An 18,163-nucleotide genomic window follows, 5' to 3' on the forward strand; every position below is an offset into this window, starting at 1 on the left:
AGATACTAGCGCGAAACAGCGCCGTTTGTAACCTAAGGTATCATTCAAATTAACCAATTGCTTGCAACATTGTCGACTGTCTTCTAAACCTTAATAAGGAGAAGCAAATGGGGAATACCTACAATGCCTACAACACAATCGATAGACAAGCACACCGAGTTTGCCCGCTGTTTTGAAAGCAACAAGTTAAGCCCCTTAGTGGCTTTTCACTGGCTCGCATTGGCGTTCAAAGACATTGCCAGAGCACCTTTACTCAGTCTTATATATGGACTGGTTTTCACAACAATACCTGCTGCGATTATGTGGCTGGCATTTGAAGTTGATTCACACCTTGTGATCTTACCCGCCGCCGTTGCATTTGCATTGATTGGCCCCGCATTTGCCGCTGGCCTTTATGATGTAGCCTGGGAGCTGGAAAAAGGCCACAAGCCAACGCTCGGTCATAGCCTCAAATCTATGTTCAGAAATCCTGCAGGAGAATGGGGATTCGCTATTTTACTTATGGTGATAATGATTGTCTGGATGCGCCTGGCTGCGCTCATTCATGCGCTCTACCCCAATGTGCCAAACCCCAACTTTGAGCAATTATCGGCATTCCTTGGGTTAGGAACCTTGGTAGGGGGTATATTGGTTGTGACTGTGTTCGCCATTTCTGCGTTCACGCCACAGATAATGATGGAGCGTCGGGTCGACATTATGACTGCCGTGGTTTCGTCAATCCACGCAGTGAGATCCAATGCTGCGGCGATGATTGTATGGGGCGCGACGATTGGTGTTTTGGTTATCGTAGGCTTCTTAACGGGCACGGCCGGGTTTATCGTGATAATGCCGTTACTCGCCTATGCAAGTTGGCATGGTTACATTGCAACGATAAAAACCAAAAAACCCAGAAAATACGAATAAGCAAACACTTAGCCTGCATATTCAACCGCTTTGGCAAACTTCGGTGGTGCCAGAGCGGTTGACTTATCTCCCAGCCATGTTATACCGACACCAGCACAGTATATTTTAGCGTTTTAAAGTCCACTTTATATTCGTAACTCATTGAAAGCTATGGCTTTGATGTTTTTGTTGTGAAAGGTGTTTGATATTTTTAGGGAATTTTCCCTGTCTATTCAGTGAACCTGGCAATAAATCCGTGAGTAACGGCGTGGCATGTTTATGCAGTTGACTGAGGAGGTCTCAATGAGTGATAGCAAAGCAAAATTTCATCAGAAAATAGAAAACTGTCTGTGTCCGCCGGGAGATGGCGTGTTTACCGTTAACACGGCAAAAGAAAGAAAAGCGGCGTTACGCGAAAAACTCTACGGGCAGACTGAAAACATTGAGCCTCTGTGGAAAGCGTCATTAAATGCACTGGGTGAAAGTGAGCACAAAGCCGCTATTTTGGGGATCAGCTCTGACTGTGGTGGTGGGATCCTGAGAGGCGCGAACTGGGGTCCGTTATTCCTTCGCTCAACATTGCTTACTCAGCAGCCACAAGTGAGTGCGTTTGATCTGGGTGATGTGCGTGTTATCCCTCACCTATTGCATGATAAATATCTGAACGAAGGGACAATCAGCAACTGCCAAAAGGCGCTCTACCAGGACGAAAATAGCGATTACCATGTATCTCCTTTGTCTATTACAGAGGATGTTTGTGATGGCTTTTACGCAAATTATCCTGACAAAGGCATTTTTGGTATCGGCGGCGACCACTCAATTAGCTATCCGTTGACCAAAGCCTACCTTAAGGCGAAACGTGATCAGGGTAAACGCACTGCGATTATTCACTTTGATGCACACACTGATCTGCTGGTAGAGCGATTGGGTATTGATCTGTGCTTTGGCTCATGGTGTACACACATTCTGGAGTTTTTGCCAGCGCCGCACCATTTGATCCAGTTTGGGATCCGCTCAAGTGGCAAGAGCAAACAGCATTGGGAGTCAACATTCGGTGTTAAGCAGCACTGGGCCAATGAGATCCGTGAGCAAGGCGCTGAGGCCATTGTGGCGCAAGTGATTGAGCAGCTGAAGGAAGACAAGGTTGACGAGCTGTACGTGAGTTTTGATATTGATGCGTTGGATGAGCAGTTTGCTGCGGCAACGGGCACACCAGAATCAGGAGGTATGACGCCGGATGAGGCAATGACAATACTGACGGCTCTGAGCAAAGAGTTTCCTATCACAGGTGCTGATATGATGGAGATTGCCCCATTTACGGATAGCTCGCTGGCTGGGTTGTCCAGCTCAGAAACGACGCTCCGTGAAGGCGCTAAGTTATCAGCTTTTCTGATTGACGCCATCAACAAAGGCTAATTACACGCACAAAGAGGGCGCCAGGCCCTCTTTGTGGCCGCATATCATGCGCATTTATGCTATCTCATCAAAAATTTACCTACTTTTATATTCACAGTATCCGAATATTTTCCTATATTAAAAATTGCATTCTGAATCGATCATAAGGAGCGATGCTTGGTACGCTGGTTTGTTTTTTTGTGGCTGGCTTTAGGTAATGCGAGCGTATCTGCTTATACACTGACTCTGGTAACTGAGAACTTCGCACATTTTCAGTATGTGAACGGAGAGGGTGAGCTGACGGGTCATGCTGCTGAGAAAGTGATTGCTGTGCTCAATGAGGCGCAAATAGACTATCGTATCTCTGTTGATAACTGGAGTAGTTCCTACAACAGTGCTAAGCGCGATCCTAATACCTGCATTTTTTCTATTGCCAAAAGTGAGCAACGTAATGCCTTATTTAACTGGGTGTTTCCCATTGGTGCCTTTACGACCTCATTTTATGCCTTAAAGACCGCAAACATCAGTATCGACTCTCTCGATCAAGCCAGACAGTATAAAATTGCGGTGATACGTGACAACTTTAGCCACCAGTATCTTAAAAGTCAGGGGTTTGTTGAAGGCCAACAATTGCTATTGATCCAATCTTTCGATCGTGTATTTCAGCTTCTTGCGACGCGCCGGAATATTGTTGACCTGGTCATTTTGAGTGATGCGCAATTTGAGCATAAGAGCAAGAGTGAACCTATGAGTAGTGAACTCGAACCGGTTATGACAATAGATAACATGAACACTCAGCTTTATTTCGCGTGTAATAAGAAAGTGCCGACACGGATAATCAGCCGGATTCAGGCAGCATACAAGCGTTTATACTAAGGCTTTTTAATCTCTGGCCAACTGAAGCCATGGAAGGTGTCCAAATACAGCGCCTCCACCTTGTCTCTTGCCCATGGCGTTTTACGCAGAAATTTGAGACTGGACTTCACTGAAGGGTCCTTTTTGAAACAATTGATATCCACTGCCTCTGCCATGGCTTGCCAACCGAGTTGCTCAACCAAGCGTTCTACGATGTCCTGAAGTTTGACCCCATGCAAAGGGTTATTGGGTTGTGATCCACTCATACTGCTTTGTTCGCTTAATTAAAGAGACTAGTGTACCCTGATTTTACCTTTCATTTCTACTCTGATTGGTTCGCCCTTGTCGTCCAGCTTAAGCCATATCAGCGGGCTTTGCGGCTGGTTTTTATAGCGATGAGTACAGACATACAACATTTCGGCTTGTTTGATTACTGCGCCCTCCGTATAACGAAGATCCTGATACCAGCACACCGCCTGTAATTGCTCGAGGTAGAGATTCGTCTCGTTGCCGTAGGCTACACCTTTGAGTGGAATCAATAAAATTGTAAATAAAAAGCAAATTAGCTTATTTTTCATGGCATAACTCCAAGTTCGAGCTAAATTTAAGGGGGTAAAGCTAATGTACTATACACCTTAGCTATTGGTAATGTGCTGACACCCTTTTTTTTTGGGGTTGTCAGTTGTTGTAATACATGCAGAAGTCGGGCCTATTTTATGGTCTCAGGAGGGAATATGGCATTTGATGAAAAACTAATGGCTGAGCTGGAACTACTGGTGAAATTTCCACGTAGTAGCTTGCATCAGGGGATAAAAATACACAAAAATGCAGATCAGGATATTCTATCGGCAGCTGAGCGGTTATATGCCAAAGGGGTGATTGATCAGCCTGACGGGGGTTATCTAACAGATCTCGGGCACGATTTGTTGGTGCACTTAGACCAAGTGCACAGTGCACTTAAATAGTTGGACCAGCGGTATCAGGAGCGTATTCTTAACGCTCCTGAAGCCGTTTTTACTTAGGTGCGTCGGCTTGGTGTTCCGGTGCCGCATCATTAAACGCAGGCAGTGTATTACAGTGTTCGTAGATACGTGCAATTTTAGGGAAATCGTTCATATCGACTTTGAAGCGCAAAGCATTATAAACCTGAGGTACCAGGCAAACATCAGCAAGCGTTGGCTTATCACCGAAACAAAACAGGCTGTCACCAAGCATTACCTCTAACTTCTTGAATCCTTCAATTACCCAATGACGATACCAGGTGTTTTTTTGCTCATCTGATACAGATAGCTCGTTGCTCAGGTATTTTAGTACTCTGAGGTTGTCGATCGGATGAATATCGCAAGCAATAGCGTAACAGAAGTTGCGCACTTGTGCTTTTTCCCAGCTATCAGCAGGCAGTAATGGAGCAGCTTCATAAGCTTCTTCCAGCCATTCCAGAATAGCCAATGATTGAGCCAGCACGCCCTGATCTGTTTCCAGCGCAGGCAGTAGTCCCTGATTGTTTTTACTCAGATAGTCGGTACCTTGTTGTTCTGATTTTAGCAGGTTAACCGGTATTAATTCATGATCTAGTTCTTTTAGGTTGAGTGCAATTCGCACACGATATGCGGCAGAAGAGCGAAAATAAGTATACAGTTTCATGTTTGGTCCTTTTGTTCACGACGTTGGCTCTGCTATAAAATAGCCTGCTCAGTATTGAGGTCGAATAAAATACGATGAAAAGCGGGCATTGAGCCCGCTTAATCTGTCATATGTTATTTACCAATTATTTTATGCACCTTTGTAGTACTTTTTGATGCCTTTCCAGCAATCAAGGTAATTTGGCTGGCGCTCTTTACCTTCCAGTGCGTACTTGGTCGGAGAAATGACGTAACGCGATTCAAACATGAACGCCAGTGTATTTTCATAACGTTGTGGCTCAAGTTCTGCATTCGACGCTTTTTCGAAAACATCAGCCTCAGGACCATGCGGCGACATACAGTTATGCAAGCTCATGCCTCCAGGTACAAAACCATGCTCTTTTGCATCATAAACACCTTCAATCAGACCCATAAACTCACTCATGATATTGCGGTGGTAGTAAGGTGGGCGGAACGTATCTTCTGCAACCATCCAGCGTGGCGGGAAGATAACAAAGTCGACGTTTGCTACACCAGGTGTACCAGAAGGTGAAGTCAGTACTGTAAAAATTGACGGATCCGGATGGTCGAAACTGACGGTGTTCATCACGTTGAAACGGGCCAGATCATATTTGTAAGGTGCACTGTTACCAGTCCAGGCAACAACATCTAACGGAGAATGTCCGATATCACAGCGGAACAGGTTACCATTGAACTTAGCGACGAGCTCGAAATCACCTTCTAAGTCTTCGAAAGAGGCAACCGGATATAGGAAGTCACGTTCGTTTGTATAGCCATTTGCGCCTACTGGCCCACGCTCAGGTAAAATATAAGGGTTACCATAGTTTTCGCAAATGTAACCACGAACTTGTTCGCTCAGTAGCTCAACGCGGAACTTAATACCGCGTGGGATTACGGCAATTTCGCCTGGCTTAATTGCCAGCTTGCCACACTCAGTGTGCAGCACCAGCTCTCCAAGCTGAGGTACAAACAGCAGCTCGCCGTCTGCGTTGTAAAAATAACGACCTTCCATAGAAGCGTTCGCAACGTAGACATGAATACCTATACCAGCCTGGCCATTCGCACTGCCGTTAGCTGCCATAGTCACTAAGCCATCGACAAAGTCTGTTTTTTCAGCCGGAACTTCAACCGGGTTCCAACGCAACATAGTTGGCGGTGTCGGGACTTCTGTGATCGGCGCTGTACGCAACAGGCCATTGTCCATAGCCTGGTAATCCCCTTGTACGACTGACGGGCGAATTCGGTAAAACCAGTTTCTGCGATTTTCAGCGCGTGGTGCTGTGAAAGCAGTGGTGTTGTACTGCTCAGCGTATAAATCATATTTTACTTTTTGTGGTGAAAACTGACCGACTGGCAGGGCACCAGGCAAGGCTTCAGTCTCAAATTCATTACCAAAACCACTCATGTACTCGAATTCTGCACTCATTTTGCATAGACTCCGTTGATGTTTTTTGTAAAGATACTCTCATGTGAGAGTATTTTCAATCTTTGGCCAATATTGATGTGTAAATTTTTATGTACAGGAATTGGGCCGGTGTACCAGGAGCTTGATAGTGGCATTTGATATTAATGAATTTCTTCCTTATCGCATGGTTCGACTGGCGAATGCCATGAGTGAAGCCTTTTCTGAAGTGTATGAGCAAGCTGGTTTGACTGTGCCTCAGTGGCGGGTACTGGTTCATTTGGCTCAGCATCCGGGTGCGACAGCTAAGCAGCTATGCGATCTGGCAAGCATGGACAAATCAACGGTGTCGCGCGCTATTAAACAGCTACAGCAACAGAGTATGTTGGTGGCGCAGCAAAGCGAGACAGATAAACGTGCGACAGAAATGCATTTGACCCCGCAAGGGGTTGCGTTGTACGAAACTTTGACGCCGGAAGCACTGGCGTGGGAAAGCAAACTGTTGAGTGAACTAAATCCCGAAGAAAAGCAGGCACTATTAATAATGATGCAAAAGCTGGAAGGGCACTTTCTCACCCGTTAAACCTGAGGTATCAATTTACATTCAGCATCAATGAATTGAAGAGGCAGAACTCTCCAATAAATGAGTTACAGAGCGCTTTTTCAGGCCTCACATGTGATATGGCTTTGCTAATTGTTGTATCACTCTGGCTTTGTTTAAATATCTTAAGCGCAAGCGATTTGATAATTACAGAGTTAAAACGAAAAAAGGTCAACCGAAGTTGACCTTTGAGATTATCTAATTACGTGTTTTAGATATTAGAAAGTGTACTTAACGCCTACACGCATTTCCCAAAGAGATGCATCTTTTTGGATTGTAGGTGAGATAGCGCCACCGTTGAAGTTAGAGTAAACGTACTTGCCGTCTACCATCTTAGCATCAACAACACGGTTACCTACGAAGCCACCTTTGTACATGGTGCCCCAGTCGTCGTTAAGTAGGTTTGTCAGGTTATCAATGACGAAGAATACTTCACCTTTGTGGCCTTCCATGAAACCAGGTAGTTCCTGAGTCACTTTGAAGTCAACCTTAGTCATCCACTTAGCGTTCTGTGAGTTACGGCTAAGAATAGTGCCGCGCTCCAGGCCTTCAGCAGCGATGAAGTCGTTGAACTCTTTCAGCTCTTCAGCTGTCATGTCGTAGCTTACGTTAGGATCGTTTTCCAGTGGAACGTACAGCAGCTGTCGACCGTCAGATGAGTTGCTATCGCCCCAGATGCCATCACTTTCATTGAATGTGAAGCTGTACGGTTGTCCTTCACTGATTTGGCCGAATAAGTTGAACTTAGTCGCATAACCATCGAAGAACTCATGCTTGTAGCCTAACTGCAAAGTAAAGCGGTGCGGTACTTCATAATCAGAAGTTGCCAGCTCTGGGCTCCAAGGGTTAGTAAGCGCGATGTTACCATAGTTAGACGACGCCGTTGAGCTGGTCATTGGCGTAATGTCTTTAGCGTCTGTGTAAGCATACGACAGGGTGAAGTTAATACCGTTTTCGTAGCGTTTTGCAACAGACAATGACATGACTTGTGACTCACCATCTGGACCTGAAACGTTAGTCAATAAGTAGTCACGTCCGCGAGGGTTGTTAGGATCACGCTCAACCATGATTGGACGGCCATCAAAGGTCGTTTCACCTGATAGCTTGTAACCGATATGACGGACGATTGCTGAGTCTTTCTTCTCAGTGTACAACCAGTCAGCACTGATAACATACTCGTTTTCTGTGGTATACGTTGCACCTAGAGAAATTTTCCATTCAGAAGGAATTTTGAAGTTAGGAGCTGTTGCGTCTACAGAACCTTTGCCGTCTTCAACTTTAGTTGCAGCAACTTTGTCGAATAGCTCTTTAGGTACGTCAAAACCAGGTGTACCGCCGTCGAAATTAGTCATTTCGTTGGCAAATAAATCGTAATAACCTATGCCTCTGTCATCATTCTTTCTGTGGCTGGTAAATACTTGTGTAGCACCATCACTAGAATATGAGTTCGACAACCATACATTCGGGTTACCACCTGAGTACAGACCGATACCACCACGTACCTCTAGAGCATCATCAACATACCAGTTGAAACCTACACGCGGTTGTAACAGGTCAACCCCATCCATGTTAGTGGTGTTAGAGAAGCCATAAATGCTTTCGTAATGTGCATTTGGAGTTGGTGTGTCGTCACTGGTGTATCTGTCGTAACGAAGACCATAAGTCAATGTTGCATCGATATCAGAGAAGCTATACTCGTCCTGAATGTAGAAGGTGTGCTGCTGGTATGAGAAGTTAGCTGCTACATCGTTAGGATCGTTTGTTGTCGCTGCGTTGTTATAGTAAACCTGCTGCGCCAAGCCCTTTTCGAAGTTTTCGATAGAGTCGAAACGGAACTCACCCTGAACGTGCTGCATGAACAGGTTGAATACGTTCAGATCTTCATACTCATAACCCGCAGTAATTGTGTGTTGGTCAAGGTAGTATGTACCTGCCAGTTTTACAGTGAAGTTATCCCAGTCAAGGTCATTCGCCTGACGAGAGTCATCCGGACCAATGTAAACTTTACCACCGTCAGCGGCAGTAACCTGGAACTCACCAAAGCCACTTGCTGCATCTAGAGATTGTTGACGCGCGTCAAGGTCTGCTTTACCAACACGGATTTCAGTTGAGAATTCGTCATTCCAGTCTGAGTAGATTGAAGTTACGATTGAGGTAAATTCTGCGCCACGCTCATAGAAGTGGTTGCTCAGAGACAGCTCACGGCTACCAGAGTCAGACTGAGAAAGTGCAAAGCCGTCATTGTAGTTGTAAACAATGTTTGCACGGTGAGAATCATTGATGTTCCAGTCAAGCTTTACTAGCAGCTTTTCATCTTCAACTGGCATGCTTGGTACCATAGTACCAGGGTCGTAGTTATAGACATTTTTGGTGATGTCGATAATACGGTTCAAGTCAGCTTGGCTAACAGTCGAATTAAGTGGGTCGTAGCTAAACTGTTGAACACCTTCAAGCTTTTCATAAGATGTGAAAAGGAAAAGCTTATCTTTCAGGATTGGCATACCAACGTTGAAACCGTAACGTTTCTCATCGTAATCGCCATTATCGTACTCTTTGTCTTTAGACTTATCACCTTTCATTGAATCACTGGTGTAGTCGTAGAATACGCCGCCGTGGATTTCATTTGAACCAGTCTTAGTTACAGCATTGATGTTACAAGAGGTGAAACCGCCGTACTGAACGTCGAAAGGTGCAAGTTCAACAGCAACCTGCTCGATTGAGTCAAACGAGAATGGTGCGCGAATTGTTGGGTAACCATTTGCGTTAAGACCGAAGTTGTCGTTCATGCGAACGCCGTCCAGAGTCAAAGCATTGAAACGTGGGTTACCACCACCACACTGAATCGCGCCGCGTGTTTCATCAACGTATACACGTGGGTCTGCACGAACAATGTCTTTCAGGTCACGGTTGATAGCTGGTGCTTCTTGTAGATCTTCTAGCGTAAACGTTGCAGCAGGGCCTGTACCACCGGCCATTTGGCTGATTGGACGACCTGTAACAACGATTTGCTCCATGCTCGATTCTGGCTGAAGTTGAACGTTTACTGGGTAGTCAGAGCCCAGAGAAAGGTAAACATTCTCAAGCAGCTGATCTTCATATTTGTTTGAATCAACGATAATTTGGTAAGGACCACCAACGCGCAGACCTTTGGCACTGAAGTAACCTGCATCGTTAACACTTGTGACTTTTGTAGAGCCAGTTGGTAAGTGCATGATCGTGACAGTTGTGCCTACGGCAGGGTTGCCGTTAGGGCCAACGATCTGACCTTTAACAGATGAAGAGGTTTCGTTAGCGAATGCAGCACCACTAGCGCCAATACCTGCAATGACTGCAAGCGATAGGGCCGTTTTGCGTAGTTGCGTTTTCATTATGTTGTTTCCCGTGTTATAGGTTTATTAAATAATAATCGTCAAGTTCACTTAACTGCTTTCAATGCAGTTTCGAGTGGCCTTGAATTTTTGTCAAAAATTTGGTTTAGCAATCCTGCCAGTCTAATCCCACCGTGAAGAAGCCGAGACTTTACAACGGGGGTGTACCTGTAAATATACCCCCAGCTGATGTCAGTTTCATTGCTGTCATAAATCTTTTCAGCTATTTGATTTGACTCCAAAAGCCAGTCAGCTGGGCGACTGTCTAACATCTGAGCAATTTTCTTCTTGTCGCGCGTGATAATAAAATCGCTGAGCTCGCGATATGACAGAGACTGATGCTCAATGAGTTTAGTATCGAATACGGAGTGTAGATTAGTTTCTTCTTTAAAAAAGGTCACTTTAATTAAGTTACCACCGCGATCTTCGCTGCGACCGGCATGAAAAGGTTGATGAGCATCGCCTACCAGGTGCACCAGGAACTTTAAGGCAAACTGCTTGTCTTCTTTAGAGGCTTTTATATTTTTGAGTGTGGTTACGGCGTAGTTGATCCCATCGAGAATATGCTTCACCTGATGTTTGTGCTCAATCGCTTTATTGTGTTGAGCCATCTTGCTGGGATCTTTAATATTAATGTAATGCCATTTGCCAGATTGTTTTTTCCAAAACGTATCTGGGTTGGCACGCATTTCGTCTGCCCAGGTAGACACCTCGGCCAAAGAATCTTCAGATAACAGGGCTTTTACCGCTTTTTCTGTCGTCGGGGTGAGGTGTTGTTGGGCTAATTCGCCCACTACTCTGTGACCATTCATGCCCCAAGACCAGGCACTGGTGCTTATAAGTAGCGCTGACAACGCTAAACCCTTAATAGAAGCTCGTAACATCAAAATCTCTCATTACCTAAAATGGGTATTGTTTACTCATTTGGAATGCGGCCAATTGTCCGGATTTTTCAGAAAAAGAAAAGGACTCAATGAGATTCATAATTTCTTGTTAATAAAGCAGTAAAAACAACTATTTATATCTTTTTAGTAAGATTACCTATTGCAATGAGTAATAAAAATTGATCTAATATAGGGGCGCGCAATAAAAGAAATATGATGTTTTGAAATATAATCACTCTCTAAGCAATAAAACAACTATTGTTACAGTTTTGTTTCTGTCAGTCTGGTGCTGTTGGTTACTTGCCAGTAACCTCACGGCCAGACCCATTGGTGAGTTACCAAAGCTGGTTGAAAGTAGCGTCTCATGTAAGACACGCTCCAGCAGTAACCAAGCCGTGTTCAGGGTGCATGTACCCGTTGAGCCATTGGCCCGCAGGCTGGCGCCTGCCTTGTGTCAGGATGAGGTTGTAGCCAAACAGTATGGCCACGTCGAAGTGCGTTATAGTGGTGAGCTGGCTGAGCAAATTGACTATATCGCGAAGGGGCTTGCTGATCTGACATTGTCAAAAGACAATGTTATGGCGGCGCTGAAGGCACAATCAACTTACAATTATATGCCAGTCGTAGGTTATCCCACCTACACAGCTTTTTTTATCTCAAATCGGGAAAAGCCCAGATTAGACAAAGCTTACTTTTTAGATAAAAAAATCGGCTTGCTCGATTACCCTACTAGCCGCTCCGGCCACATTATTCCTAAACAGATGTTTAAACGACTTGAGCTGGATATGCGTGTTCTGGATATTCAGTACGTCAGCTCTCATCAGGTACTGAGAGAAAAGCTGTCATCTGGCGAGCTGGACATTATCGCCACCTACTGGCAGGAAAGCGACGAAAGCCGCTTTTCTGCTAATTACATTACACCGATTGGAGAGAATATCAGCGGTAGCCGTTGGTATATGAAAATGGATGTCGACAACACGGATCTGGCTTGTGCGTTACAGAATTTATTGCAGGAAGTTGCTAAAAACAATGGCTCAAGTTACTTTGACGAATTAGATTTGTATTGGCAATGCAATGAGTTACCTGTTTATTTTATTGGAGAAAAAAATGAGTCGTAAAACAGGCATGCTTGCTTTTGCTATATATAGTGTCATTTTTACGGTGATTTTTGTTTTTGCACATGAACAAGCAATTCGACACGCTATCGAGCAGGATTTAGACAGTATCAAGTTAAGAGTGGCGCTGGATAAGAACAGGCTTCCCATTGCGGTCCCGCATCTGAATTATGCTGGTGACGCGACCCGGGTGCAGGCTTACATTGATGCGCTCAACGACAATTTACAAAAGAAGACCAGTCGGATCCGGATAGTGAGTATCGCCAGCAGTGATGGAGAGTTGAAAGAAGGCCAGTTGCTACTGTCAGGTGCTGATGGTGATACGGCGGTGGGTTATCAGGCTAATACCGGCCATAACTATTGGCTGTACATTATTCCAATCTTAATCGCACTGTTAAATCTTGCCTTTTATAAATCTGTTTCTAATAAAAGAGAGCAAGCCAAGCGGCAAACTGCGACAACGGTGGCGGCTAAACCTCAACCTCAGCACCTGGTTGTGGATTTATACTCAAAGACCTTATGTCTTAGCGGAGACAAAGCGTGTCAGGTTCAGCTGGCTAATAAGCCATTATGTTTTTATCTTGCTTTACTGGAGTTTTGTTTACATAACCCAAAAGTGTCATTGAATCAGAATAAAGAGCTGCCAGATGAGTTGTTGGATATTGCTGATAAGTATTTTCATCGCTTAGTGGCGTTAGGACACACCATCAGGAAACGTCCTAACTTTTCGAACAGTCTGGAAAAAACCCTCAGTGAAATACGAGCTGCACTGGATGAGTTATTGACACATCAACCCGATCTAAGATTAAAGCTATATCCTCCTAAAGCACATGGAGAAGGTTCACGTTCTAAATTACATAGTTATGGGCTAAAAGCATTAGGTGTGAATGACGTTGAAGTGATAGGAAAGTAGAAGGTCGGGGTAAGTATTTGGCATACCCCAACGCTGTTCGATGATTATAGAGACGAGCGCTTGATAGGACTATGACGTTCTATATAGTCTTTCAGGACCTGAGCATCGGTGCTATCTGTCGCTGTGAACCCTGGCTTGTCGGTTAGGACTGGGTAGCCATCACCTCCTGCAGCATTATAGCTATTGATACTCATACGATAGGTCTTGTCTGGTTCAACGCGCTTACCCTGGATTGTTACGTTCGCCAGTTCACCATTGAGCAAATCGAATTCGATACCGTGATATTGCAAATAGGCACCTGAATCTGGTGGAAAGCGGCTAACGACAGATAAGTAGTCGAGCAGCTGCTCGCCACGCCAATCGATATAAGTAATTCGGTTTCTGAATGGGTGTACTGTGAGAATATCTTTATAACTGATTTCTCCGGCTTTAATACTGGCACGTATCCCGCCACCACTGATAAAACCAAAATCCGCTCCGACAGCCGCCATTTGCGCTTTGATAACTAAATCACCCAGTGGACTTTGTTTAAAGCGAACTGTGTTTCTGCGTCCATCCAGAAATTCATCAACTTCACCGACAGCGCCTGAAATTTTACTTTCACCTGCTTTTTGGAATGGTGCAAGGAACGCTTTCAATTCAGGATCATGTTCGATGTAATTTGTTGCCCAATTTCCCTGGTCGTTTTTAAGGTTAACTGGTAATAGTTCATAACTTTGCAGTGTTTTTTTGCCGTCTGAAATTTTGAATACCGCTTTACCGACGTATTTACCCCATTCATGAGCTTGCATTATCCAAATACCATTTTGCTGGTCTGGTTTACATGCCTTTCCTGGTACGAAATTATTGTCCTCAGCACCATTTTCGTCGATACAAACGGGTTCTTGTGAATGACCACCGATGATCATATCGAGCGTGCCTTCTGGCACATTGCGGGCAAGTGTCACGTCACCTGGTGCGTTAATTCCAAAAGAAGCGTCGTGGTAATGGCCCATGTGGGTTACTGCAATGGTTACGTCAGGGTTGTATTGTGATTTGATCTGCTGAGATAGCTGGGCCGTGATAGGCGCAGGATCTACAAAATCTAAGTCCCCAACAAACTCTGGATTCGCAATTTTTACCGTATCAACGGTCGTTAATCCAATAATTGCGATCTTAAGCCCTTGCTTCTCAATAACAGTATAAGGCTGATAGGCGTGCTCGCCATTGTGCTTGTGTAAAATATTGGCGGATAGAAGCGGGAAATTAGACCAGGCAATTTGTTTTTCAAGCACATCCAGCGGATTGTCAAATTCGTGGTTACCAATGGCCATAGCATCATAGCCTAGCAGGCTCATGCCTTTGAAGTCAGGTTCGGCATGTTGTAAATCTGACTCAGGCACGCCTGTATTAATATCTCCGCCGGATAGTAATACAACACTGTGACCTTGCGCATGGGCTTGGATTCTGAGCTGGTCAAGCAGGGTTTTCCTGGCTGCCATACCATACTCACCATCTTCATTGTGCCAAAAACGACCATGGTGGTCATTGGTATGTAGCACAGTGAGGTAGCGGATTGTATTGTCAGTAGATTGATTAGTTGACTGTTGTGTCGAATAACACGCTGTCAGCGATAGTGCCAGCAGCGACGGAATGATAAAGCGCATAAATTTACTTCAGTGGGGACGAACTATGCGCTCTAGTTTAAACTAAAAGCTCTAAGTAAACATAGCTGATTATTGAACTTTTGACTTCATTCTTGAGTCACATACCGCATTGTGCCTGCGAGTAAGCTCATCTTTAGCTAACGCTTGCTTGGCATGGCCGGTTGCGACCATCCAATTTAGAAAGCTCGCTGGTAATTTGCAGTATGGTTCACCGCTGTGCAGCCCAAAATCGCAGATCGGTTGATTTATTTCCATTGTGTGCCCCTGATGATCTGTAGTTGTCATTATATTTCGCGCCTAATGTTATCAAATGGATAAACTTATGTGATAAAAAATTCTTTTAAGGCTGGTGATTATTATTACTAATTAGCATAAGGAAGCCGGTTGGGCACGCCTTGAGCATCTGAGAGGTCGACCCATTTGGACCGTAAGTGACTAAAATATCTAGCGGAGAATTGAATTGTACCGGGGTTAGATGGTAGCGTTTGAGTATCGATAATAGCCTTAGATTAACCGGGCTAAAAATAAAGTATTGAGATGGACAGTTAATGAAAAAAACGATGTTAGTGGCCAGTATCACGCTGGCTTTGTTATCCGGGTGTGTGGCAACGCACAACGGAGCGGGGAATACGTCAGTTGCACCTTTAGCTAGTGAGCTGGTTGTCAGCCCTAATGACAATCGACAGTATAAGACGCTTACTCTGTCAAATGGCATAGAGGTCATTCTTGTTTCAGACCCTGAAGTTGAAAAGTCAGCAGCGGCGTTAAGCGTCGGTGTTGGTTTACTTCATGATCCTATGTCACAGCAAGGCATGGCGCATTACCTGGAACATATGCTTTTTCTGGGCACTGACCGTTTTCCCGATACACAGGGTTACAAAGACTTTATGAGCCGTAACGGCGGGTCTCACAATGCTTATACCTGGTTAGACATCACTAACTATATGTTCAAGGTAAATAATCAGGCTTATGATGAAGCGCTCGACCGCTTTTCTGATTTTTTTAAAGCACCCAAGCTTTATCCAGAGTATACCGACAAAGAGAAGAATGCAGTTAATGCCGAATGGTCAATGCGCCGGGAGTTGGACTTCTTTGGTCAATATAAACTGTCCCGCAGTATGATGGGCTCGCACCCGGCGAATCGTTTTTTGATAGGTAATCTTGAGACCTTGGGCGACAAACCAGGCAGTAACCTGCATCAGGAAACCGTTGCTTTTTACAATAAATATTATTCAGCAAACATCATGAAGCTGGCGATGATATCTAATTTACCTTTGTCAGATATGACTGAAAAAGCGCAGCGCTATTTTGCCACGATTGAAGACAAACAAATTGCAAAGCCACAAGTAGAGGCTGAGCTTGATTTCTCGAAGCTAGGAAAGAAGCGTATTCATTATGTGCCCAATGAAGACGTTAAGACGCTGAAGCTGGACTTCACCATAGCCAATAACCGCGAAGAATTTGCCTTTAAACCGAATTATTTCGTGACGTATCTGCTTAGTAATGAAATGCAAGGTAGCCCGGCACAGGTACTGAAGCAAAAAGGGTGGATCTCAGAGCTTACAGCTAATGCTTCGCCAGATTTGTACGGTAACTTTGGTGCTTTAAGCATAGATATCCAGTTGACCGACCTCGGTATGCAACAACGTGAGCAAATCGTTGCGACTGTTATGCAATATATTGCATTGATCAAAGAGCAGGGGATCGATAGCAAGTACTTTAACGAAATTAAGACTTCTCTAGCGAATCAGTTTCGTTTCCTGGAGCGGGGGGATGAATTTGGTTATGTGTCGGACTTAGCCGATAGCATGCAAAAATACCCGTTGAACCACGCAATAAATGCACCTTACCACTTTGCCGATTTTAACGAGCAAGCTGTTAGAAATGTCCTGGAGCAGTTAAACCCACAACAGCTTCGGGTCTGGTATATCAGTAAGCAAGAGCCAAATGACCAAAAACTACATTTTTATGATGGTCGTTATCAGGTTGCTGATATTACAGAGCAAGAAATTGCATCTTGGCAAGGTGCACCCGCTCCGGAGTTGTCGCTCCCAAGTATTAATCGGTTGCTTCCTGAACAATTTGATATCGTTACTCAATCTGAAAGTTCGGATACAGTCGATAAAATATATCAGGACAGCACGGTCGCAGTTTGGCAGAAGACCAGCGAAAAATACAGCGAGCAACCAAAGGGTCGCTTATTGGTTCATATTAACTCTCCACTGACGTTAGACAGTATACAGGTTCGGGTTGCAGCAGCACTCTGGGCCGACCTATACGCAATCGAAAAAGCAAAATTGCAAACAGAAGCATCGATTGCGGGTATGGGGATGCGCATGAGCGTGAACAACGGCTTATTGCTCACCTTATCTGGGTTTACAGACAAACAGGGGATGCTGTTGTCTCAGTCACTGGAAGGGTTAAAAGTGCAACCAACGGCTAAGCAACTTGAGCAAGCAGTCGATCGATTTGTCCGGAATATTCAAAATCAACGCCAGCAATTTCCGTTCTACCAGGCATTCGGTCGTTATCAATCCCTTGTCCGTTCAGGCAACTTCGATGAAGCTCGACTGATTGATACGGCCTCTAAGATGACCACAGATGTATTTAGTCAGGCTCAAAATGATATTTTGAATCATCACACCGTGCGCATTTTTGGGTATGGTAACTACGACAAACAGTTCCTCGCGGAGGTAGTGAAGCAAGTGAAGGGAGCGCTCTCAAAGCCTGTTGAGCGCAATGACTATGTCCGAGCTGATTTTCTAAAACCACAAGCCGGTGAAGCACTGGTTTGGCAGCAAGACAGTGAGACGGCAGACGTCGCCATTGTTGACATGTTTGTTCATCCGGAACCTGGGTATGCACAAAAAGCAGCGGCCCAGATCCTTAAATCGCATTTGAGCAGCCATTTATTTAATGCTTTACGAACCGAGGAGCAGCTGGCCTATGCTGTAGGCGCAGTGGCTCAAAGTATTGATGAACACTCGGCGTTTGGCTTTTATATTCAGACGCCTGTATTGGATGTGCAGTCAATGCAAGCACGGTTTGACCGTTATCGGCAGGAATATGCACTGGCATTGAAAGAGCTCAATGAAGAAACCTTTGCACAGCTCAAGCAGGCTGCGCTCTTGTCTTTGAAGCAGGTGCCAAAGAATTTGACAGAAGAATCTCAGCCAATTCTGATAGACTGGTATCGTGATAATCTGACATTTGACTCCAAAGCAAAGCTTATCGCTGCGACAGAACAGGTGACACTGGCTGATATCCAGTCTTACTACCAGCAAAGTATGCTCAATACTGAAGCATCAAGAATCAATGTGCAGATCCGTGGTAAGACGTTTGCTGATAAACCATTCGCTACTTTACCAAATGAAGTGAAGCTCGACTCAATGTCTGAGCTCTATAAGAAGGCGCGTTTTGAGTAAACGCATATAACGTTAGCGGGACAAATTGTCCCGC

Annotated in this window: 16 protein-coding genes; 8 read left to right on the top strand and 8 right to left on the bottom strand. The window is 44.7% G+C overall.

The genetic code is table 11. From position 1 onward, the window contains the following. Positions 1-123 precede the first annotated feature (123 nt). The 3 genes from PRUB_RS25555 (at position 124) to PRUB_RS25565 (ending at position 3,153) form a co-directional block, all read left to right on the top strand. Entirely contained in the window at positions 124-903 is a 780-nt protein-coding gene (locus PRUB_RS25555) for a DUF2189 domain-containing protein (protein ID WP_010381039.1), read from the top strand. Positions 904-1,185: 282 nt separating this feature from the next. Next, positions 1,186-2,298, top strand: coding sequence for an arginase family protein (locus PRUB_RS25560; protein WP_010381040.1), 1,113 nt, complete (start codon positions 1,186-1,188; stop codon positions 2,296-2,298). Between the two features lie 156 nt (positions 2,299-2,454). Continuing rightward, positions 2,455-3,153: a type 2 periplasmic-binding domain-containing protein gene (locus PRUB_RS25565; protein WP_010381042.1), complete on the top strand. Its 699-nt coding sequence runs from the start codon at positions 2,455-2,457 to the stop codon at positions 3,151-3,153. Here the strand turns inward: PRUB_RS25565 and PRUB_RS25570 are convergent. Together PRUB_RS25570 and PRUB_RS25575 are read right to left on the bottom strand one after the other, a co-directional pair. Continuing rightward, positions 3,150-3,398 carry a VF530 family protein gene (locus PRUB_RS25570; protein WP_010381045.1) on the bottom strand — a complete coding sequence of 83 codons (249 nt, stop codon included), beginning with the start codon at positions 3,396-3,398 and terminating at the stop codon, positions 3,150-3,152. The genes PRUB_RS25565 and PRUB_RS25570 overlap by 4 nt on opposite strands. A gap of 27 nt (positions 3,399-3,425) precedes the next feature. Then, positions 3,426-3,710 (bottom strand): DUF1496 domain-containing protein, encoded by a 285-nt coding sequence (locus PRUB_RS25575; protein ID WP_010381046.1) that lies wholly within the window; start codon positions 3,708-3,710, stop codon positions 3,426-3,428. 156 nt (positions 3,711-3,866) lie between these two features. Here PRUB_RS25575 and PRUB_RS25580 point away from each other — a divergent pair, with 156 nt between their 5' ends. Continuing rightward, complete coding sequence (locus PRUB_RS25580) at positions 3,867-4,097, top strand: TIGR02647 family protein (protein WP_010381049.1); 231 nt, start codon at positions 3,867-3,869, stop codon at positions 4,095-4,097. A 49-nt stretch (positions 4,098-4,146) separates the two neighbouring features. Here PRUB_RS25580 and maiA read toward each other — a convergent pair whose 3' ends face one another. Further along, on the bottom strand, positions 4,147-4,776 hold the full coding sequence (gene maiA, locus PRUB_RS25585) for a maleylacetoacetate isomerase (RefSeq protein WP_010381052.1): 630 nt from the start codon (positions 4,774-4,776) through the stop codon (positions 4,147-4,149). A 129-nt stretch (positions 4,777-4,905) separates the two neighbouring features. Then, positions 4,906-6,201 (bottom strand): homogentisate 1,2-dioxygenase, encoded by a 1,296-nt coding sequence (gene hmgA, locus PRUB_RS25590; protein WP_010381053.1) that lies wholly within the window; start codon positions 6,199-6,201, stop codon positions 4,906-4,908. 127 nt (positions 6,202-6,328) lie between these two features. On the opposite strand from hmgA, the gene PRUB_RS25595 reads away from it, so the two are divergent. Then, positions 6,329-6,760, top strand: coding sequence for a MarR family winged helix-turn-helix transcriptional regulator (locus PRUB_RS25595; RefSeq protein ID WP_010381055.1), 432 nt, complete (start codon positions 6,329-6,331; stop codon positions 6,758-6,760). Between the two features lie 236 nt (positions 6,761-6,996). Here the strand turns inward: PRUB_RS25595 and PRUB_RS25600 are convergent, their stop codons facing one another. Both PRUB_RS25600 and PRUB_RS25605 read right to left on the bottom strand, forming a co-directional pair. Beyond that, complete coding sequence (locus tag PRUB_RS25600; RefSeq protein WP_010381057.1) at positions 6,997-10,146, bottom strand: TonB-dependent receptor; 3,150 nt, start codon at positions 10,144-10,146, stop codon at positions 6,997-6,999. A 47-nt stretch (positions 10,147-10,193) separates the two neighbouring features. Continuing rightward, positions 10,194-11,030, bottom strand: a complete 837-nt coding sequence (locus tag PRUB_RS25605; protein WP_010381059.1) for a S1/P1 nuclease — start codon at positions 11,028-11,030, stop codon at positions 10,194-10,196. Positions 11,031-11,251: 221 nt separating this feature from the next. Here PRUB_RS25605 and PRUB_RS25610 point away from each other — a divergent pair, with 221 nt between their 5' ends. Then, on the top strand, positions 11,252-12,148 hold the full coding sequence (locus PRUB_RS25610) for a PhnD/SsuA/transferrin family substrate-binding protein (protein ID WP_010381062.1): 897 nt from the start codon (positions 11,252-11,254) through the stop codon (positions 12,146-12,148). Next, a complete protein-coding gene (locus PRUB_RS25615) occupies positions 12,138-13,058 on the top strand; it encodes a hypothetical protein (RefSeq protein WP_010381066.1) in 921 nt (306 codons plus the stop codon). Before PRUB_RS25610 ends, PRUB_RS25615 begins: the two co-directional genes overlap by 11 nt. Before the next feature lie 44 nt (positions 13,059-13,102). Here PRUB_RS25615 and ushA read toward each other — a convergent pair whose 3' ends face one another. Together ushA and PRUB_RS25625 are read right to left on the bottom strand one after the other, a co-directional pair. Then, the gene (gene ushA / locus PRUB_RS25620; protein WP_010381068.1) at positions 13,103-14,704 is read right to left on the bottom strand and encodes a bifunctional UDP-sugar hydrolase/5'-nucleotidase UshA; all 1,602 of its coding nucleotides are present in this window, start codon (positions 14,702-14,704) and stop codon (positions 13,103-13,105) included. A 69-nt stretch (positions 14,705-14,773) separates the two neighbouring features. After that, the gene (locus PRUB_RS25625) at positions 14,774-14,959 is read right to left on the bottom strand and encodes a hypothetical protein (RefSeq protein ID WP_021032937.1); all 186 of its coding nucleotides are present in this window, start codon (positions 14,957-14,959) and stop codon (positions 14,774-14,776) included. 293 nt (positions 14,960-15,252) lie between these two features. Between PRUB_RS25625 and PRUB_RS25630 the strand changes: the two genes are divergently transcribed. After that, a complete protein-coding gene (locus PRUB_RS25630; RefSeq protein WP_010381070.1) occupies positions 15,253-18,129 on the top strand; it encodes an insulinase family protein in 2,877 nt (958 codons plus the stop codon). The last annotated feature ends 34 nt before the right edge of the window (positions 18,130-18,163 follow it).

The organism is Pseudoalteromonas rubra, assembly GCF_000238295.3.
GTDB classification, from domain to species: Bacteria; Pseudomonadota; Gammaproteobacteria; order Enterobacterales; family Alteromonadaceae; genus Pseudoalteromonas; species Pseudoalteromonas rubra.

Excerpts from the sequence above, each read along its gene's own strand:
- PRUB_RS25570 (WP_010381045.1), bottom strand. The coding sequence starts at position 3,398 with ATGAGTGGATCACAACCCAATAACCCTTTGCATGGGGTCAAACTTCAG.
- ushA (WP_010381068.1), bottom strand. The coding sequence starts at position 14,704 with ATGCGCTTTATCATTCCGTCGCTGCTGGCACTATCGCTGACAGCGTGT.
- maiA (WP_010381052.1), bottom strand. The coding sequence starts at position 4,776 with ATGAAACTGTATACTTATTTTCGCTCTTCTGCCGCATATCGTGTGCGA.
- PRUB_RS25560 (WP_010381040.1), top strand. The coding sequence starts at position 1,186 with ATGAGTGATAGCAAAGCAAAATTTCATCAGAAAATAGAAAACTGTCTG.
- PRUB_RS25575 (WP_010381046.1), bottom strand. The coding sequence starts at position 3,710 with ATGAAAAATAAGCTAATTTGCTTTTTATTTACAATTTTATTGATTCCA.
- PRUB_RS25605 (WP_010381059.1), bottom strand. The coding sequence starts at position 11,030 with ATGTTACGAGCTTCTATTAAGGGTTTAGCGTTGTCAGCGCTACTTATA.
- PRUB_RS25630 (WP_010381070.1), top strand. The coding sequence starts at position 15,253 with ATGAAAAAAACGATGTTAGTGGCCAGTATCACGCTGGCTTTGTTATCC.
- PRUB_RS25580 (WP_010381049.1), top strand. The coding sequence starts at position 3,867 with ATGGCATTTGATGAAAAACTAATGGCTGAGCTGGAACTACTGGTGAAA.
- PRUB_RS25600 (WP_010381057.1), bottom strand. The coding sequence starts at position 10,146 with ATGAAAACGCAACTACGCAAAACGGCCCTATCGCTTGCAGTCATTGCA.
- hmgA (WP_010381053.1), bottom strand. The coding sequence starts at position 6,201 with ATGAGTGCAGAATTCGAGTACATGAGTGGTTTTGGTAATGAATTTGAG.
- PRUB_RS25615 (WP_010381066.1), top strand. The coding sequence starts at position 12,138 with ATGAGTCGTAAAACAGGCATGCTTGCTTTTGCTATATATAGTGTCATT.
- PRUB_RS25625 (WP_021032937.1), bottom strand. The coding sequence starts at position 14,959 with ATGGAAATAAATCAACCGATCTGCGATTTTGGGCTGCACAGCGGTGAA.
- PRUB_RS25555 (WP_010381039.1), top strand. The coding sequence starts at position 124 with ATGCCTACAACACAATCGATAGACAAGCACACCGAGTTTGCCCGCTGT.